Here is a 16,050-nt window from a genome sequence, read left to right as displayed (position 1 = left end):
TCAGTCGTCCCAGGCCGGGGCCAGACCCGGAGGGCTGACGAGGCGGCCATCCGGGCGGGCGAGCGTGCCGATCGCCGCCATGTCGTCATCGCTCAGGGCGAAGTCGAAGATGGCGATATTCTCGGCCACCCGCTCGGGCCTGGCGGTCTTGGACAGCGCCACGAAGCCTTGCTGGACCAGCCAGCGCAGCGCGACCTGCGCGGCGCTCTTGCCGTATTTCGCGCCGATGCGCTGGAGCAGCGGATCGCGAGGCACGGCGCCGTCGGCCATGCCGTAATAGGCGCTGACGGCCACGCCCAGGGACGTGGCGGCCGCGGCGAGGGTGCGCTGGTCGAGATAGGGGTGCAGTTCGACCTGGTTGGTGACAATGGGTGCCTTGCTCAGTGCGATCGTCTCCTGCATCTGGGCGATATTCTGGTTGCTCACGCCGATGAAGCGGGTCTTGCCGGCAGCCTGGACGGCGTTCAGCATCTCGACCTGATCAGCGATGGCGACCTTGTCGCCCGGCCAATGCAGCAGCAGGAGGTCGACCTGGTCGATCTTCAGCCGGTCGAGGCTTTCATCGACCGAGGCGGCGAACCTGGCCTGGCTATAATTGTCGACCCAGACCTTGGTGGTCAGGAACAGATCCTCGCGACGGGCGCCGGCGGCCTGGAGGGCGCGGCCGAGCGCGGCCTCGTTCTGATAGATTTGGGCGGTGTCGAAATGGCGAAAGCCGGCTTCGAGAGCAGCGGGAACGACACGCTCCACTTCGGCGTCCGACATGCGGAACACGCCGAAACCAAGGGCGGGAATGGCGGCGCCATGGACATTGATGGTCTGCATTTTCGTCTCCTGGGATTGTCAGGCGGCCAGCGCCGCGGGGTTCCTGGTCAGCATCGGCATGACATCCGATGCGAGTTCCTCGAGGACTTCGGCAAGCGGGCGGGCCGACTGCCGCAGATTGATGGCGATGTGGTCGATGCCTGCCGCAGCCAGCGCCCTGAAATGCGCGACCAGGCCCTCGCGGCCGACGCGGGCGCCGAAGCGGATCGGCGTGGCAGGTGCATCGGCCCGGCCGAGCAGGTCGAGATGGAATGCGCTGATGAAGGCGCCGCGCCCGGCCGTCGCGTCGGCCCAGCCGCGCGCCTGCTGGGCCGTCTTGTCGAGGCTGCCCGGATAGACGAAGCGACCGTCCATATGGGCGGCGAGCCAGGCGTCGTCCTGCCGGGCCTGGCCGGCCACGACCAAAGGGATCGTCGGCTGCACCGGCCTCGGCAGCAGGTCCAGCGCAGGGACACGCTCGCCGTTCACCGGCAGGCCGCCGGGCTGCCAGGCCGCACGCAGATAGGTGACCGCCTCCCGGAAAGCTTCCCCACGGGTCTCGAAATCAAGGCCGAGCAGAGGATATTCGACCGGCCGGTCGCCCGAGGCCACACCGAGGATCAGGCGGCCGCCGGAGAGGGCGTCCACCGAGGCCGCCGCCTTGGCCGTCATCAGGGGATGGCGGATCGGCAGGACGACCGCGGCGGTACCGAGGGCCGCCTTGCGGGTCACGCCGGCGAGAAAGCCGAGCAGGGTGAAGACATCGTGGACCGAGCCGGCATCGCCCATGTTCACCTGGTCGAAGACAGGCACGTCGCGCATCCAGATCGCCGAGAAGCCGAGATCGTCGGCCTTGCGGACGAGATCGGTCTGCGCATCGAGATCGGGAACGCCGCGCGGGCGCCCTTGCGCTGCCCGCCGGGCCTCGCCGGCAGGTGACCAGTCATTGTCGAGCGGCAACTCGATGCCGAGGGTCATGTGATCCGGCTTGCGGATCAACTCCAATGCGGAAATCTTTTTCATGAGTGGCTAGGTATCTCTTCAGATCCGACTTGATAATTGCCTCGCCTTCCACATTATCTATGAAACTAGTTCATAGGCGGAGCCTCGCATGGACAATCGCGTCGGCGAGATGCAGGTCTTCCTGCGCGTGGTGGAGAGCGGCAGCTTCTCCGAAGCGGCGCGATTGCTATTGATGACGCCCTCGACGGTCAGCAAGCTGATCGGCCGCATCGAGGAGCGCCTGGGCGTGCGCCTGCTCGAGCGTTCCACGCGCCGGCTGTCGCTCACGGCCGAGGGGCAGATCTTCTATGAGAAGAGCCTCGCTTTGCTGGCGGAACTGGACGAGATCGAGCGCGGCCTGTCCCAAGGCGCGGCCAGTGCCGGCGGCACCGTCCGGGTCAACGCCTCGGTCGCCCTGGGCGTGCTGGGCCTGGAACCGCTGCTGCCGGCGTTCTGGGCGGCCCATCCCAATATCGTCGTCGATGTCTCCCTGTCCGACGAGATGGTCGATCTCTATCTCGACCGTACCGATGTCGCCTTCCGGGTCGGCACGCTGCAGGATTCGGCCATGGTCGCCCGCCGCATCGGCGTAGCCCGGCGCAAGATCGTTGCTGCTCCGCGCTATGTCGAGCGCCGGGGCGAGCCCAGGACCGTAGAGGATCTCGCCGGGCACAATTGCCTCGGCTTCAATTTCCGGCGGGCCGCGCCGGTCTGGCCGTTGCGGGAAGGGGCGCGCATCGTCGATCGCGTCGTCGGCGGGCCCCTGCTTGCCAATAATGGAGAGACCGTTCGGCGCATGGCAGTGGCGGGAGCCGGGCTGGCGCGGCTCGGCGAATATCACGTCCGGGCCGATATCGCGGCCGGCCGCCTCGTCGAGGTTCTATCGGAGGCGGTCGAGGGGGACGAGGAACAGATCCATGCCCTCTATCTGGGCGGCCCGCATCTGCCCTATCGCGTCAGGGCCTTCCTCGATTTCATTTGTCCGCGCCTGACGGCGTTCATCACGGGCAAGGACGCGGCCGTGGCGTGACGAAGAGGTGCCTGGGCTGGAATGCTGACGGCAGGACCGCGGAGGAGTGCCAGCCCATTGGGGTGATCAAATCTGATCAAGACTCCTCGTTCAATCCAATCGGTTTTCCTGCACATTTCGTGGCACGGAGAAGACGCCATCGCGTCGCCGGCGAAGGCGGAATGGAACCATGAGCGAGCATATGGTCATCATCGGTGCGGGCGAGGCGGGCTGCAGGGCTGCCTTCGCACTGCGCGAACTTGGCTTCACGGGCTCGGTGACGCTTATCGGCGAGGAGGTCCATCTTCCCTATGAGCGGCCGCCCTTGTCCAAGGATGCGTTGACCGGCGAGGCTGCGCCCGGTCCCAAGACCATCGCCACCGCCGCTCGCTTCGAGGCTTCTGCAATCACGTGCCTCACCGGTATCAAGGTGCAGGGCATCGACCGCATGGCAAGGCAGGTGTATCTGTCCGATGGCCGGAGCCTTGCCTATCACAGGCTCCTGCTCGCCACCGGTGCGCATGCGCGGCGCATCGCGCTTCCCGGCGACGCCGTTCATCACTGCGTGACATTGCGTCGCTTCGAAGACCTAGAGCGTCTGCGCAGCCATTTCCGGCCCGGCGCGAAGATCGCCATCATCGGCGGCGGTTTCATCGGATTGGAACTCGCAGCCAGCGCAATCCAGCGCGGTGCGGGCGTAACGCTGATCGAAGTTCAGCAACGCATCCTCAGCCGGGGCGTGCCTGAAGAGATCGCCCGTATGGTGGAGGCGCGCCATTTGGCGGCTGGCGTCCAACTGGTGTGCGGGATCCCTATCCTGTCCTTGCAGGACAGGGGCAGGCAGGTCGTACTGCGTTTGGCGAACGGACAGGAGATCGTTGCCGATCTCGTGGTCGCCGGTGTCGGTGCCGTGCCGGCGACGGAGCTTGCCGAAGCAACCGGGTTGGCGATCGAAAACGGCATAGCCGTCGATGCCCGGCTTCGCACCAGCGACCCGTCGATCTTCGCCGGCGGCGATTGCTGTTCGTTCCCCTTGCCGGTCTATGACAACCGGCGGGTGAGGCTGGAGTCCTGGCGCAATGCGCAGGATCATGGTGCGCTGGCGGCCCGCAACATGCTTGGCGCCGATGACGCGATTTCCGCCGTGCCCTGGTTCTGGTCGGATCAATATGATCTCAGTCTCCAGGTGGCCGGATTGGTCGATCAGGGATGCTCGCTCGTGCGGCGCGATCTGGGACCAAATGCCGTTCTGCAGTTTCATCTGGATGAATCGGGCCGTCTCGTTGCGGCGAGTGGCATCGGGCCTGGCAATGCGGTGGCCCGTGACATCCGCCTGGCGGAGATGTTGATCGCCAGGCGTGCCAGGCCTTCGGTGGATGCCCTGTCGACGCCGAAGGTCAATCTGAAGAGCTTGCTTGCGGCGTGACCACGCCGGTCGGCCTGCAGGGCCGAGGCGGTGATATGCGACCAGGGAGGTCGCGAGCGCCTGATCAATTCTGATCAAGTAATCCGGCGACGGCTTTCGGTACGCCGGCTATCATCAATGCAAGAAAAAGGGAGGCAAGGCGATGGACCGTCGGCCGTCGGTTTACGATCTGCGGAGCCAGAAAGGCCTGCAAAAGTGGGTGCAACTGCATGTCGATACGCCGGCCGAGGCCACCGCCGCGCAGGCGGCGGGTATCGTGGTTCTTTCCTGTGAGCCCGATCATCAACTTGAAGCCGTGCGCAAGGCCGCGCCCGGCGCTTTCCTGTCGGCCGGAATGCCGCATGGCTCGGTCTCTTCGCCCCAGGACGCCATCCGGCTCGGCTTCGAGATCCTGCGCCGCGGTGCCGATGCCGTCTACTGCTCGCACTCTCCATTCTTCATCGAGGCCATGGCGCGTGAAGGCATCCCGGTCACCGGCCATGTCGGCCTCGTGCCAAATCGAGCGACCTGGACGAATTTCCGTGCCATCGGCAGGAAAGCCGAAGAAGCGGCCCAGGTTATGCGCGCCGTCAAGGACATCGAGAATGCGGGAGCGGCCTTCATCGAAGTCGAGGTGGTCCCCGTGCGCCTTGCCGACTTCATCACGCGTTCAACCCCGATGATCACGATGGGTATGGGATGTGGATCGGCCTGCGACACGCAATATCTGTTTTCGTCCGATGTGCTGGGGACGAATACCGGGCACTACCCCCGTCACGCGAAGAAATATGCCGATTTCACTGCCCTCGAGGCGGAGTTGCAGCAAAAGCGAGTGATGGCGTTCCAGGCCTTTGCCGCTGATGTCGAGAATGGCGCCTATCCGGAAGCCGGGCATCAGGTCGACATGGACGATGACGCCTTCGAACGTTTCCTGACCCTTTCCAACAAGCTCTGAAAGGAGGCCGTCATGGACGACCTTTCCTATGGCGCGCGCAACAAGCGCGGCGACTGGGCTCCGAACGAGCCTGCCTCAACCGCGCCGGTCTTCGTGTTCCCGCCGCAGTCGCTGAAACTCCTGAAGTGGCTGCCACATTATTTTCTCCCCTACAACGTCCTGTTCGCGCTCTCGGTCGTCGGCTGGTGGTACTTTGTCCTGCCTGAACCCGAGGTGATGAAGACTTTGGCCTGGGGCTGGGTGCTGAAGCTCTTCGCCGCCAATGTCGTCGCCGTCTTCCTGTTCTTCGGGGCCTTCGAACTGAAGCTCTATGTTCTGCGCAGCCAGAGCAATCGCTTCAAATATAACGGAAAGTTTCCGGCCGAGCAGCGTTCGAAGGCCTTCTTCTTCGAGCGCCAGAATGTCGACAACATGCTGCGCACCTTCGGCACCGGCCTGCCGATCTGGACGGGCATCGAGGTGTTCGTGCTCATGGCCTTCGCCAATGGCTGGGTGCCATGGCTCGCCTTTGCACAGAACCCGATCTACCTGTTCGTGCTCGCGCTTCTGGTGCCGATCATCCACGAGACCCATTTCTTCCTGCTGCACCGGGCGATCCATTGGGGACCACTCTACAAATGGGTGCATTCCGTCCACCACAATTCGGTGAATCCCTCGCCCTGGTCGTCCCTCTCGATGCATCCTGTCGAGCAGTTCTGCTATCTCGGCACCATGTTCTGGCACCTGATCATTCCATCCAACCCGATCATGGCGCTCTACCAGCTGCATTTCGCCGGCTTTGGCGCCATTCCCGGCCATGTCGGCTTCGACAAGGTGGAACTGGGCGAGGACACCGCCGTCGATAGCCATGCCTATATCCATTACCTCCACCACAAATATTTCGAGGTGAACTATGGCGACGGGCTGATCCCCTTCGATCGCTGGTTCGGCACGTTCCACGACGGCAGCAAGGAGGGCGAGAGGCAGATGCAGGTTCGCTACGAGAAGAAGAAAGCCCGCCTCAATGCGAAGGCCGAGGCCAAGAAGTCCAATCCAGACCAGGCAGGAGCATAGAGATGGCCGACTGGATCACCGCCTGCAAGCTTGCCGACATCGAAGCTGAGGGTGTCATTCGCTTCGACCATGGCGGCAGGACCTATGCGATCTATCGCTCGCCTAGCGACGAGGTCTTCTGCACCGACGGGCTCTGCACCCATGAGGCCATTCATCTGGCCGATGGCCTGGTCATGGACTACGAGATCGAATGCCCGAAGCACTCGGGCGCCTTCGACTATCGAACCGGGGAGGCGTTGCGGATGCCGCCCTGCGTCAATCTGAAGACATATCAGGCCGAGACGGATGGTACTGATGTGAGGGTGCGCTTGTAAGGTTGTCAGCCCCTGGCGCTTTCATTCGAATGCAAAGGCCGGCACCTCGCGTGACCGGCCTTTTTCAATGGCGCCATTCCTCGCTCGCCCCATAGCGTTTTGCGATTTGATGGAGTCACCAAGAATCGCAAAGACGCGTCGAAACAAGACACGAAAGCAAAGCAGCGGTTACGTGTAAACGCGCTTTGCTCTGGGCAGCTTGGACAGCCTTCCGGCCAAGATCAAATTTGATCAAATCATGCATTGAGCAGCCTTGGAGCCCCTCTAAACTGAACAACTGAGCGCGGCTCCATACCGAACACAAACGGGCCGGCTGATCCAAGGGAGGGTTCAATGAAGGCATGGCTCAAGGCCGCCATCGGCGCTTGCGCGCTGTTGATGTCGACCGCATCCGGTTTTGCTGCGGAACGGATCGTGTTCGTCGGCCATTGGTCGGAATCGGATTCGTTCTTCAACGTCATCCGCAATTCGGCCCAACTGGCCGCGGATCAGCTCGGCGTGAAGATCGAATTTCGCAATCCGACTGGCGGCGATCTCTCCGAAATGGGACGGCTGATAGATCAGGCGGCGGCGTCGAAGCCGACGGCCATCATCGCCACGGTTCCCGACGAGAATATCGTGAGCGACCCGCTCTCCAATGCCGTTGCTGCCGGCATTCCCGTAGTGATCGTGAATTCCGGCTCGGCCGAGATCGCCAAGAAGATCGGTGCGCTGCGCTATATCGGCCAGGCCGAATATGACGCCGGCAAGGCTGCCGGCGAACAGGCCAAGGCCGCGCAGGTCAAGAGTTTCCTGTGCGTGAACCATTTCTACCAGCACCCGGTCTCGCACCAGCGCTGCAAGGGCTTCGCCGATGGGCTCGGCGTGCCACTTGGCGACCAGGAGATCGATTCCGGCACCGATCCCAATGACGTCGTCAATCGTTCGGCGGCCTTCCTCAAGGCACATCCCGACACCCAGGCCATCCTGACGCTCGGCCCGACCAGTGCCGATCCGATGATCAAATGGGTGAAGGACCAGGGCGCTGGCGACAAATATTACTTCGCAAGCTTCGATCTCAGCAGGGATATCGTCGCAGCCATGAAGGATGGCACGGTCAAGGTCGCCATCGACCAGCAGCCCTTCCTGCAGGGCTATGACGCGGTCACCGTTCTGACGAATTATGCGCGCTACGGCGTGCTGCAGGCGAACGACGTCGCCTCGGGGCCCGGCTTGATCACCAAGGCCAATATCGATCAGGTCCTGGCGCTGGCCGGCAAATATCGCTGATCAATTATCGCGCGAAAAGCGGGGGCGTATGCTGGCCCCCGCTCATGGCCCCAATAGCAAAGCGCGTTTAGACGGAAACGCCGCATTGCTCTCACTTTTTGGTTGGGCGCGTCTTTGCGATTCTTGGCGATTCCGCCAAATCGCAAAGCGCTTTAGAGGTTCTCGGCGGTGATCGTATAGAACCGTACGGGTTCGGAACTGACCTCGGCCGTAATGAAGCCGATCTTCCTCAAGACCGTATCGATGGCGCGCCGGGCCTGCGTCTCCGGAGCCTGGTCCAGGACGATATCCATCAATCCCGATTGCAGCCAGAGCCGGGATTCATCCGTCAGTTCATGGCCGACCCACATCAGGGGCGGGGCGGATTTGCGGCGTTCCAGCACGAAGGCCACGCCGGCATTGGCGCCACCCGCATTGTAGAGGCCGACGATCTCGGGATCGCGCTTCAGCGCCGTATCGAGAACCTCGGCCGATCGCTGGTCCTGGTCGAGCCCGAACAGCGTTTCCGAGAACAGGAGGCCACCGCCCTCATGCTCGGCGAGGTAGTCCGAGAAACCGCGGATGCGTTCCCGGTGCACTTCGTAGACGCCGCTGTGGCAAAGCGCAGCCAGATGCCCGGAGGAGCCTTTCAGCATTCTCGCCATCAGCATGGCGGCCGTTCGGCCCGCCGCATAATTGTCGATGCCGACGAAGGCATCGTGGGAGCCGTCGATCCGGGACACGATCTGGACGATGGCGACGCCCTTTTCGCGCTCCTGGGCGAGCCTGGCCCTGACCTCGGGATGGTCGGGAGCGACGATGATCAGCCCGACCCGGCGAAAGCCGGGCTCGGCGATCCGCTGGGCCACGCCGGCAGGGGCGTTCTCGTCCACGAAGGTGCGGTGTAGCAGGATGCTCGGATCGAGCGACTCCGAGATGCGGATGAAAGCTTCGTTCAACCGCGTGAAGAAGGGCGTTTCGCGACGCACCATCAGGACCTCGACACGCAGGACACCGCTATATTTCTGCGGGAGGGCCCGGGTGCTGCCGAGCTGGCGCATGGCCTGCACGACTTTTTCAATGGTGGCAGGCGTGACATTGCCGCGCGAGTTCAGGACGCGCTCGACCGTCGCGGTTCCGACCCCGGCTTCGCGCGCAATGTCCGCCAACGTCGCCTTTTTCATCGCAGCTCCCGGATTGACGGGCTGTTCCGTGTCTCTTGATCAAATATGATCATAATTGTTGTCGCCTGGGAAGGGGCCTCTTCCTACCATGATCCCATGCCCGGACAGGAAGATCTCAGCGGGCAAACTGCAGCGAACCGGGCATCCATGGTGGGATGCGAGGATCCTGGAAGATGTTTCGGGCTGACGTTCCGTACAGCTCCAAAGCAAACTCGACTGATTACAGCCGAACGCCGTTCCGACCGGCAAAAATTACAAGGCTGACTTTCGAAGGTTCAGACGGCTTGTCCGCCTGACGGATCAGGGAGGAAGTAATGAACGACCCCAAGGGGGCCACGCCGCTCATGGCCGATGCCCGACTGCGTCGCGTCTCGCCATTTCGCAGGGCCTTGATCAGGCCCGAACTCGGAGCGATCTGCGGCACGATCGCCGTGTTCTTGTTCTTTCTGGTCGTCGCGCCTGCCTCCGGAATGTTCTCCCTGGAAGGGGTGATGAATTGGGGCACGGTCTCGGCTCAGTTCATGATCATTGCCGTCGGCGCTTGTCTCTTGATGATTGCGGGCGAGTTCGATCTTTCCGTCGGCTCGATGATCGGCTTCTCCGGCATCGTGATCGCCTTGCTGTCGACCTCGTTCGGCTTTCCGATGTGGCTGGCAATTCTCGCGGCCTTCGCCGTTTCGCTGGCGATCGGGGCGCTCAACGGCTTCCTGATCCTGCGCACGGGACTGCCCTCCTTCATCGTCACCCTGGCGGCACTCTTCATCCTGCGCGGCCTGACGACCTACATCCCGATCCTGACCAACGGCTCGACCATCATCGGCGGGCTCAAGGCCGCATCCGCCGGCGACTGGCTGGCGCCGGTCTTCGGAGGCAAGATCTTGCAAGGCCTGTTTGTCTGGCTGGCCGAGCATGGCGCGATCGGCACCTTCAAGGCAGGCCCCAAGGCCGGCCAACCGATCGTCGACGGCATCCCGATGCTGATGGTCTGGGCGCTTGGCCTGGCCATCGTTGCCCATGTCGTTCTCACCCGCACCGTGTTCGGAAGCTGGATCTTTGCCGCCGGCGGTGATGCCAATGCCGCGCGCAATGTCGGTGTTCCCGTCGGGCGCGTGAAGATCTGCATGTTCATGCTCACGGCCTTCTGCGCCACGGTTCTGGCGGCCTGCCAGGTGCTCGAATTCGGGTCCGCGGCGGCCGATCGCGGGCTTCTCAAGGAATTCGAGGCCATCATCGCCGCAGTGATCGGCGGCACGCTGCTGACAGGTGGCTACGGCACCGTGGCCGGTGCGGCCCTGGGCGCCATCATCTTCGGCGTCGTTCAGCAGGGGCTTTTCTTTGCGGGCGTCGAAAGCTCCCTGTTCCGGGTTTTCCTGGGGCTCATCCTGTTGGTCGCGGTCGTCCTCAACACCTATATCCGCCGCATCATCACCGGGGAGCGCTGAACATGGCGAACACGATCCTCGAGCTGAAGAACATCGAGAAGCATTTCGGCATGGTGATCGCGCTGGCCGGTGTCAGCATCGCCATCAAGGAAGGCGAGGTGCATTGCCTGCTCGGCGACAATGGCGCAGGCAAGTCGACACTGATCAAGACGATGTCCGGCGTGCACAGGCCGACAAAGGGAGAGATCCTGCTCGACGGCAAGTCCGTTGCCTTCGCCGGTGCCCGCGATGCCATCGATGGGGGCATTGCCACCGTTTTCCAGGACCTGGCGATGATCCCCCTGATGTCGGTGACCCGCAATTTCTTCCTGGGCCGGGAGCCCAGCAAGAGGTTGGGCCCGTTTCGTTTCTACGATTTCGAGACGGCCAATCGCGTCACCATGGAGGAAATGACGCGCATGGGCATTCGTCTGCGCGAACCCGGGCAGGCGGTCGGAACGCTTTCGGGCGGCGAACGGCAATCGGTTGCAATCGCGAGGGCGGTCTATTTCGGTGCCCGTGTCCTGATCCTGGACGAGCCTACCTCCGCGTTGGGCGTGCGGCAGACCGCGAACGTCCTGGCCACGATCGACAGGGTGCGGTCCAAGGGGGTGGGCGTGGTGTTCATCACCCATAATGTCCGCCATGCCCTGGCGATCGGCGATCGCTTCACGGTGCTCAATCACGGCAAGACGCTGGGTACGGCGCTGCGCGGCGAAGTCAGCCACGATGAATTGCAGAACCTGATGGCCGGTGGCCAGGAACTCGTCGAGCTCGAAAGCTCCTTGCGGGGCCGCGTCTGAGCGAGATCGATGTCGCTCCGCTCGATCTCACGCAAATAGCCAATATGCGGTGCAGGACATGGAACGAGCCGAACACCCAAGAGACCTTGCCGAACTGTGCCAGCGGTTTGCGGAAATGCGCGTAGGGTTGAAACCCTGGGCGCAAACGGCCATGGACTATGCTCTCGACAATCGCCTTCAGGTCGCCTTGGGTTCGGCGCGTGACATGGCAAAGGCTTGCGGCATCCCGACATCGGCCGTCAGCCGCCTCGTGAGGCTGTTTGGATTCCGCTGCTTTGCGGATTTCCGCGATGTCTTCAAGCAGGAGATCCGCTTCCATCTCCGTCTTCCACGTCGGTGTTTTGTCGAACGGTCGTGATCACTCTCCGTTCGTCGGCAGCGATGGCCGGCAGGAGAATGCGTAAACATGTGCTTGGATTGAGTTTCGATGCCGGCGATGGTGTGCCTGCGCTTCGTTGCCGCTGCTCAGACCGCTCGACCTTCGCTATCTAGGCCCGTGTTTCTGCCGCCAAGGGAAAGTCTCTCGGGCTTCGCCAGCGCAGCGCTTCGATAAAAAGGGCAAAGGCAGCCGAGTGTTGCCGCCGGCTCGGGTAATAGAGGTGATATCCGGGAAAGGGGGGGCACCAGTCTTCGAGCACCCGGACAAGCTGCCCGGCAGAGATGGGATCCTTCACCATGTCATCAGGCAGGCAGGCAAGTCCAAGCCCATTCGATGCTGCGTCGATGATCAACAGAACATCGTTGCAGGTGAATTGCCCCTCCACCCTGACATTGAGCGGCCTGCCATTCTTTTCGAATTCCCAGGCATAGAGCCCGCCTTTGGTGGGCAAGCGCAGATTGATGCAGTTGTGGCTGGTCAGGTCGTGGGGCGTTTGGGGCTTGGGGTGCACTTCAAAATAACCCGGCGACCCGACGACCGCCATCCGCAAGTCCGGGGAGATCCGCACGGCGATCATGTCCTTCTCGACCTGCTCGCCCAGGCGGATGCCGGCATCGAAACCGTCCCCGACAATGTCCGTAAGCCTCTGGTCGATTGAAATCTCGATGTTGAGGTCGGGGTAATCCACCATCAGCTTGCGAGCCGCAGGCATCAGGATGGCATCGGAGGCACTCCGGCTCGAAGTGATGCGGATCGTGCCGGCCGGCTTCTCGCGCAATTCGTCCAGGACGGCCAAGCTGCCGCGAATATCATCGAAGGCGGGAGTCAGTGCGGCATATAGCTTGGCCCCGGCCTCGGTCATCGAAATATTCCGCGTCGTTCGACTGAGGAGGCGCAGCCCCAGCCGTTCCTCCAAGCGTCGAACGGTATGGCTCAGCGCAGACTGGGACGTGCCCAATTGTGCAGCGGCGCGGGTGAAACTGCGTTCCTCGGCGACGGTCAGGAAAGCGGCAAGATCGCCGTACTCGCTGCGATGCATTCATGAAAATCCGATATAGGCCTATACGCAATTTTGCATCTAATGAAGGTAATGCACCAGTCCTATTCTTTGAAAAAGGGAGCCGGCAGGAACACGCTTCCACCTGCCGGCGCCGAACGCGCTCTTGTCATCGTGGCGGTCGAGCGCCGGCCTGTGGCGCGCCCCTTTTTTGAAAAGGAGAGAAGACATGCAAAAGCGTATGCTTGGCAAAAGCGGCCTTGAGGTTTCGGCTCTCGGCTATGGCTGCATGGGGTTGGACTTCGGCTACGCCCACAAGCTCAGCAAGCAGGAGGGCATCACGTTGATCCGCCAGGCGGTGGATCGCGGCGTCACCTTTTTCGACACGGCGGAGGTCTACGGACCATTCACAAACGAGGAAATGGTCGGCGAGGCGCTGCGTGCGGTTCGCGACCAGGTCGTGATCGCCACGAAGTTCGGCTTCAACATCGTCGATGGCAAGCAGTCGGGGCTGAACAGCAGGCCCAATCACATCAAGGCGGTTGCCGACGCATCCCTCAAGCGGCTCGGTGTCGAGCAGATCGATCTCTTCTACCAGCATCGGGTCGATCCCGGCGTGCCGATCGAAGACGTGGCGGGTGCGGTGAAGGAACTGATCGCAGCCGGCAAGGTAAAGCACTTCGGACTGTCGGAACCGGGTGCGCAGACCGCTCGTCGCGCCCATGCGGTTCAGTCCGTGAGCGCTTTGCAAAACGAATATTCGCTTTGGACGCGGGGCGTTGAAACGAACGGGATCCTGGAAACCTGTCAGGAGTTGGGGATTGGCCTCGTGCCCTACAGCCCGCTCGGCAAGGGCTTCTTGACGGGTGCGATGGACAAGGACACCAAGCTCGCTGATGGCGATTTCCGCAGTATTTTGCCGCGCTTCACGCCCGATGCGATGGCAAAAAACCAGGCTTTGGTGGATCTTCTGAAACGGATCGCAGCCGACAAGAACGCCACACCCGCACAGGTTGCGCTTTCGTGGCTGCTGGCACAAAGGCCCTGGATCGTGCCGATTCCCGGTACCACCAAGCTTAGTCGTCTCGAAGAGAATCTCGGTGCTGTCGATGTCGATCTGACGGCTGCAGACCTTTCCGAAATCCAGGCTGCCGCAGCCGCAATCCGGATCGAAGGAGAGCGCTATCCCGAGCAGCTTCTCAAGACGACGGGGCTTTGAAGGGCAGTCTACACAATCGAGCCGAGAACGGTCGTCGTCATCGCGGGCGCCGCGAGCGGCCTTGCGGACGAGACCGCGCTCCGCTCGCCAGGGAAGGCCTGAAGGCCGACTTAGCCGCTACTGTGTATCGAACAACAACGAGGTCCCTCCATGAAGAAGATCACCGCATCCATCGCCATTTCAGCGCTGGCCGCGACCGGAGCCGAGGCCCAGGAACCTCACCGCGAGCGTGTTGCGCCCGCAGTCGTCTACGAGGTCGCTCCGGGCCTCGGTCACTTCACTGACGACGTGTTGTTCGGCGAGGTCTGGAAACGCGCCGAACTGCCTCCGCGCGACCGTAGCCTGATTACGGTCGCGGCCCTGGTTTCGACTGGAAAGATGGCGCAGATCGGCAGCCATGTCGCTCGTGCACTGGACAATGGCGTGAAGCCGGAGGAGATCGGCGAACTCATCACCCAGCTGGCCTTCTATTCCGGCTGGCCGAACGCGATGTCGGCTGTCGGCGAAGCAAGGAAGGTCTTCGACGCGCGCGGGATCGGCGCTGCCGCCAACGGCCATGCCGCGCCGATTGAGCTGGATGCAGAGGCGGAAGCGGCTCGCGCCAGCGCGGTGAAGGGCGCGGTAGGGCCGACCTCTCCGGTGTTGGCTGAGTTGACCAATCGCGTCCTGTTCGGCGATCTGTGGCGGCGGCCCGATCTATCGCTGCGCGATCGCAGCCTCGTCACCGTCGCTGCCCTCATCGCCATCGGGCAGCCCGAACAGCTTCCTTTCCACGCCAATCGCGCCATGGACAATGGCCTGACGCAGGCGGAAGCCGCCGAGATACCTGCGCATCTCGGTTTCTATGCCGGCTGGCCTCGCGCCATGTCTGCCATTCCCGTGCTGGAAAAGGTGTTTGCCTCTCGCCGGGAAGAGCAACGCTGAGAGGCAGGGAAGGGCCGGCCGATCATGTTACCGGACAGGTGCAAGCCGGATCTCACCGAGGCTGCGGGCCCGCGAGACCCGCACTGGCTTCCTTGATTTTGCCGCCGCCTCTCTTGGCACCGGTTTTGTGGATGCGTGCGTCCCGAATGAGGCCGTGTCGCCCGGGGCCTGAACCCGTTGCCCGGAAGCGACCAACGCATTCCGCCCTCTCTGCGGGAGGCTAGGGCAGGGCGGCACCGGCATGCCGCAAAAATAATCCGCATTGCTTGTTGACAATCTATATTTTTTGCAATGATCATTGCAAAAAATCAGGGAGGATTTCCGTGCTCAGGATTGCCGTATTGGGATGCGGACGGATCGGACGGATGCATGCTGCCAATATCGGGGCCCATCCCAGGACCCGGCTCTCGGGTGTCTTCGACGTTTCAAGGGAAGCTGCCGCCGAGGTGGGAGCCAGAGAAGCAGTACCCGTCTTCGCCACCGACGACGAGGTTTTTGCCTCCAAGGAGGTCGACGCCGTGCTCGTCGCCAGTTCCACCAGCACGCATGCCGACTACATCGAAAAGGCCGTGGCGGCCGGCAAGCCGGTGTTGTGCGAGAAGCCGATCGACCTGAGCCTGGAAAGGGTCGATCGCTGCGCCAGCATCATCGGCAAGACGTCTGTGCCCATCATGCTCGGCTTCGTCAGGCGTTTCGACCCCACGCATAGGGCGACGAAGGCGGCGATCGCAAATGGCGATATCGGCGATGTACACCAGATCGTCATCACCTCCCGCGACCCGGGAATGGCGCCGGCCGCCTATATGGAGGTATCGGGCGGCATTTTTCGCGACATGACGATCCACGATTTCGACATGGCCCGCTTCCTCCTTGGCGAGGAACCGCAAACGGTGAGCGCGGTCGGAAGCCGCCTCGTCAATCCGGGGCTGATGGCACGCTGCGAGGACTGGGACACCGTCTCGGTGGTTCTTTCCACGCCCTCGGGAAAGCAGTGCGTGATCTTGAATTCGAGGCAGGCCGTCTATGGCTATGACCAGCGTGTCGAGGTCTTCGGCAACAAGGGCATGGCCATTTCGGAAAACCGCCGGACCCATGATTGCGTGCGCTACGCCGCGGAATTCACGGCCCGCGGAGCGCCCTATCTCGACTTCTTCATCGAACGCTATGCGGAAGCCTTCAATGCCGAGATCGGCGCCTTCGTCGACGCGGTCGAAAACGCCACGGCGCCGGAAGTCGGGTTTGCAGATGGCCGTGCGGCCCTGGTCCTGGCCGAAGCGGCCGGTCGGTCGATCCGCGAGGGACGGCCGGTGAACACCAGCGAGGTCGGGTGAGC

At 62.6% G+C, this 16,050-nt stretch carries 15 protein-coding genes and 1 pseudogene; 12 read left to right on the top strand and 4 right to left on the bottom strand.

Annotated elements, in window-relative coordinates:
• Positions 1-825 (bottom strand): aldo/keto reductase, encoded by an 825-nt coding sequence (locus BA190_RS01560; protein ID WP_068281661.1) that lies wholly within the window; start codon positions 823-825, stop codon positions 1-3.
• An 18-nt stretch (positions 826-843) separates the two neighbouring features.
• On the bottom strand, positions 844-1,827 hold the full coding sequence (locus BA190_RS01555) for a TIGR03571 family LLM class oxidoreductase (protein ID WP_068281659.1): 984 nt from the start codon (positions 1,825-1,827) through the stop codon (positions 844-846).
• Positions 1,828-1,915: 88 nt separating this feature from the next.
• Here BA190_RS01555 and BA190_RS01550 point away from each other — a divergent pair, with 88 nt between their 5' ends.
• The 6 genes from BA190_RS01550 (at position 1,916) to BA190_RS01525 (ending at position 7,811) form a co-directional block, all read left to right on the top strand.
• Entirely contained in the window at positions 1,916-2,836 is a 921-nt protein-coding gene (locus tag BA190_RS01550) for a LysR family transcriptional regulator (RefSeq protein WP_068281657.1), read from the top strand.
• A gap of 169 nt (positions 2,837-3,005) precedes the next feature.
• Positions 3,006-4,241, top strand: a complete 1,236-nt coding sequence (locus BA190_RS01545) for an NAD(P)/FAD-dependent oxidoreductase (RefSeq protein WP_068281655.1) — start codon at positions 3,006-3,008, stop codon at positions 4,239-4,241.
• A gap of 142 nt (positions 4,242-4,383) precedes the next feature.
• Positions 4,384-5,175, top strand: coding sequence for a 3-methyl-2-oxobutanoate hydroxymethyltransferase (locus BA190_RS01540; protein ID WP_068281653.1), 792 nt, complete (start codon positions 4,384-4,386; stop codon positions 5,173-5,175).
• 12 nt (positions 5,176-5,187) lie between these two features.
• Positions 5,188-6,228, top strand: a complete 1,041-nt coding sequence (locus tag BA190_RS01535) for a sterol desaturase family protein (RefSeq protein ID WP_068281651.1) — start codon at positions 5,188-5,190, stop codon at positions 6,226-6,228.
• Positions 6,229-6,230: 2 nt separating this feature from the next.
• Positions 6,231-6,542, top strand: a complete 312-nt coding sequence (locus BA190_RS01530; RefSeq protein WP_068281649.1) for a MocE family 2Fe-2S type ferredoxin — start codon at positions 6,231-6,233, stop codon at positions 6,540-6,542.
• Positions 6,543-6,875: 333 nt separating this feature from the next.
• Positions 6,876-7,811 carry a sugar ABC transporter substrate-binding protein gene (locus BA190_RS01525; RefSeq protein WP_068281647.1) on the top strand — a complete coding sequence of 312 codons (936 nt, stop codon included), beginning with the start codon at positions 6,876-6,878 and terminating at the stop codon, positions 7,809-7,811.
• A gap of 152 nt (positions 7,812-7,963) precedes the next feature.
• Here BA190_RS01525 and BA190_RS01520 read toward each other — a convergent pair whose 3' ends face one another.
• The gene (locus BA190_RS01520) at positions 7,964-8,974 is read right to left on the bottom strand and encodes a LacI family DNA-binding transcriptional regulator (RefSeq protein ID WP_068281646.1); all 1,011 of its coding nucleotides are present in this window, start codon (positions 8,972-8,974) and stop codon (positions 7,964-7,966) included.
• 344 nt (positions 8,975-9,318) lie between these two features.
• On the opposite strand from BA190_RS01520, the gene BA190_RS01515 reads away from it, so the two are divergent.
• Genes BA190_RS01515 through BA190_RS01505 form a run of 3 tightly spaced genes read left to right on the top strand, consistent with a single transcriptional unit; the run spans position 9,319 to position 11,556 of the window.
• A complete protein-coding gene (locus BA190_RS01515; RefSeq protein ID WP_202908411.1) occupies positions 9,319-10,416 on the top strand; it encodes an ABC transporter permease in 1,098 nt (365 codons plus the stop codon).
• 2 nt (positions 10,417-10,418) lie between these two features.
• Positions 10,419-11,198, top strand: coding sequence for an ATP-binding cassette domain-containing protein (locus BA190_RS01510; protein WP_068281643.1), 780 nt, complete (start codon positions 10,419-10,421; stop codon positions 11,196-11,198).
• Positions 11,199-11,256: 58 nt separating this feature from the next.
• Positions 11,257-11,556: a hypothetical protein gene (locus BA190_RS01505; RefSeq protein ID WP_156771316.1), complete on the top strand. Its 300-nt coding sequence runs from the start codon at positions 11,257-11,259 to the stop codon at positions 11,554-11,556.
• 130 nt (positions 11,557-11,686) lie between these two features.
• On the opposite strand, the gene BA190_RS01500 is transcribed toward BA190_RS01505, so the two are convergent.
• Entirely contained in the window at positions 11,687-12,616 is a 930-nt protein-coding gene (locus BA190_RS01500) for a LysR family transcriptional regulator (protein ID WP_068281637.1), read from the bottom strand.
• Positions 12,617-12,803: 187 nt separating this feature from the next.
• On the opposite strand from BA190_RS01500, the gene BA190_RS01495 reads away from it, so the two are divergent.
• The 3 genes and pseudogenes from BA190_RS01495 (at position 12,804) to iolG (ending at position 16,048) form a co-directional block, all read left to right on the top strand.
• Positions 12,804-13,793 carry an aldo/keto reductase gene (locus tag BA190_RS01495; protein WP_068281634.1) on the top strand — a complete coding sequence of 330 codons (990 nt, stop codon included), beginning with the start codon at positions 12,804-12,806 and terminating at the stop codon, positions 13,791-13,793.
• Between the two features lie 150 nt (positions 13,794-13,943).
• Positions 13,944-14,699: pseudogene (locus BA190_RS01490) on the top strand (carboxymuconolactone decarboxylase family protein); the annotation flags it as partial.
• 341 nt (positions 14,700-15,040) lie between these two features.
• Complete coding sequence (gene iolG, locus BA190_RS01485) at positions 15,041-16,048, top strand: inositol 2-dehydrogenase (RefSeq protein WP_068281632.1); 1,008 nt, start codon at positions 15,041-15,043, stop codon at positions 16,046-16,048.
• Positions 16,049-16,050 lie beyond the last annotated feature (2 nt).

The organism is Labrys sp. WJW, from assembly GCF_001676615.1.
GTDB classification, from domain to species: domain Bacteria; phylum Pseudomonadota; class Alphaproteobacteria; order Rhizobiales; family Labraceae; genus Labrys; species Labrys sedimenti.
Note: the sequence above shows the minus strand (reverse complement) of the source record. Positions and strands in the feature narration are given on the sequence as shown.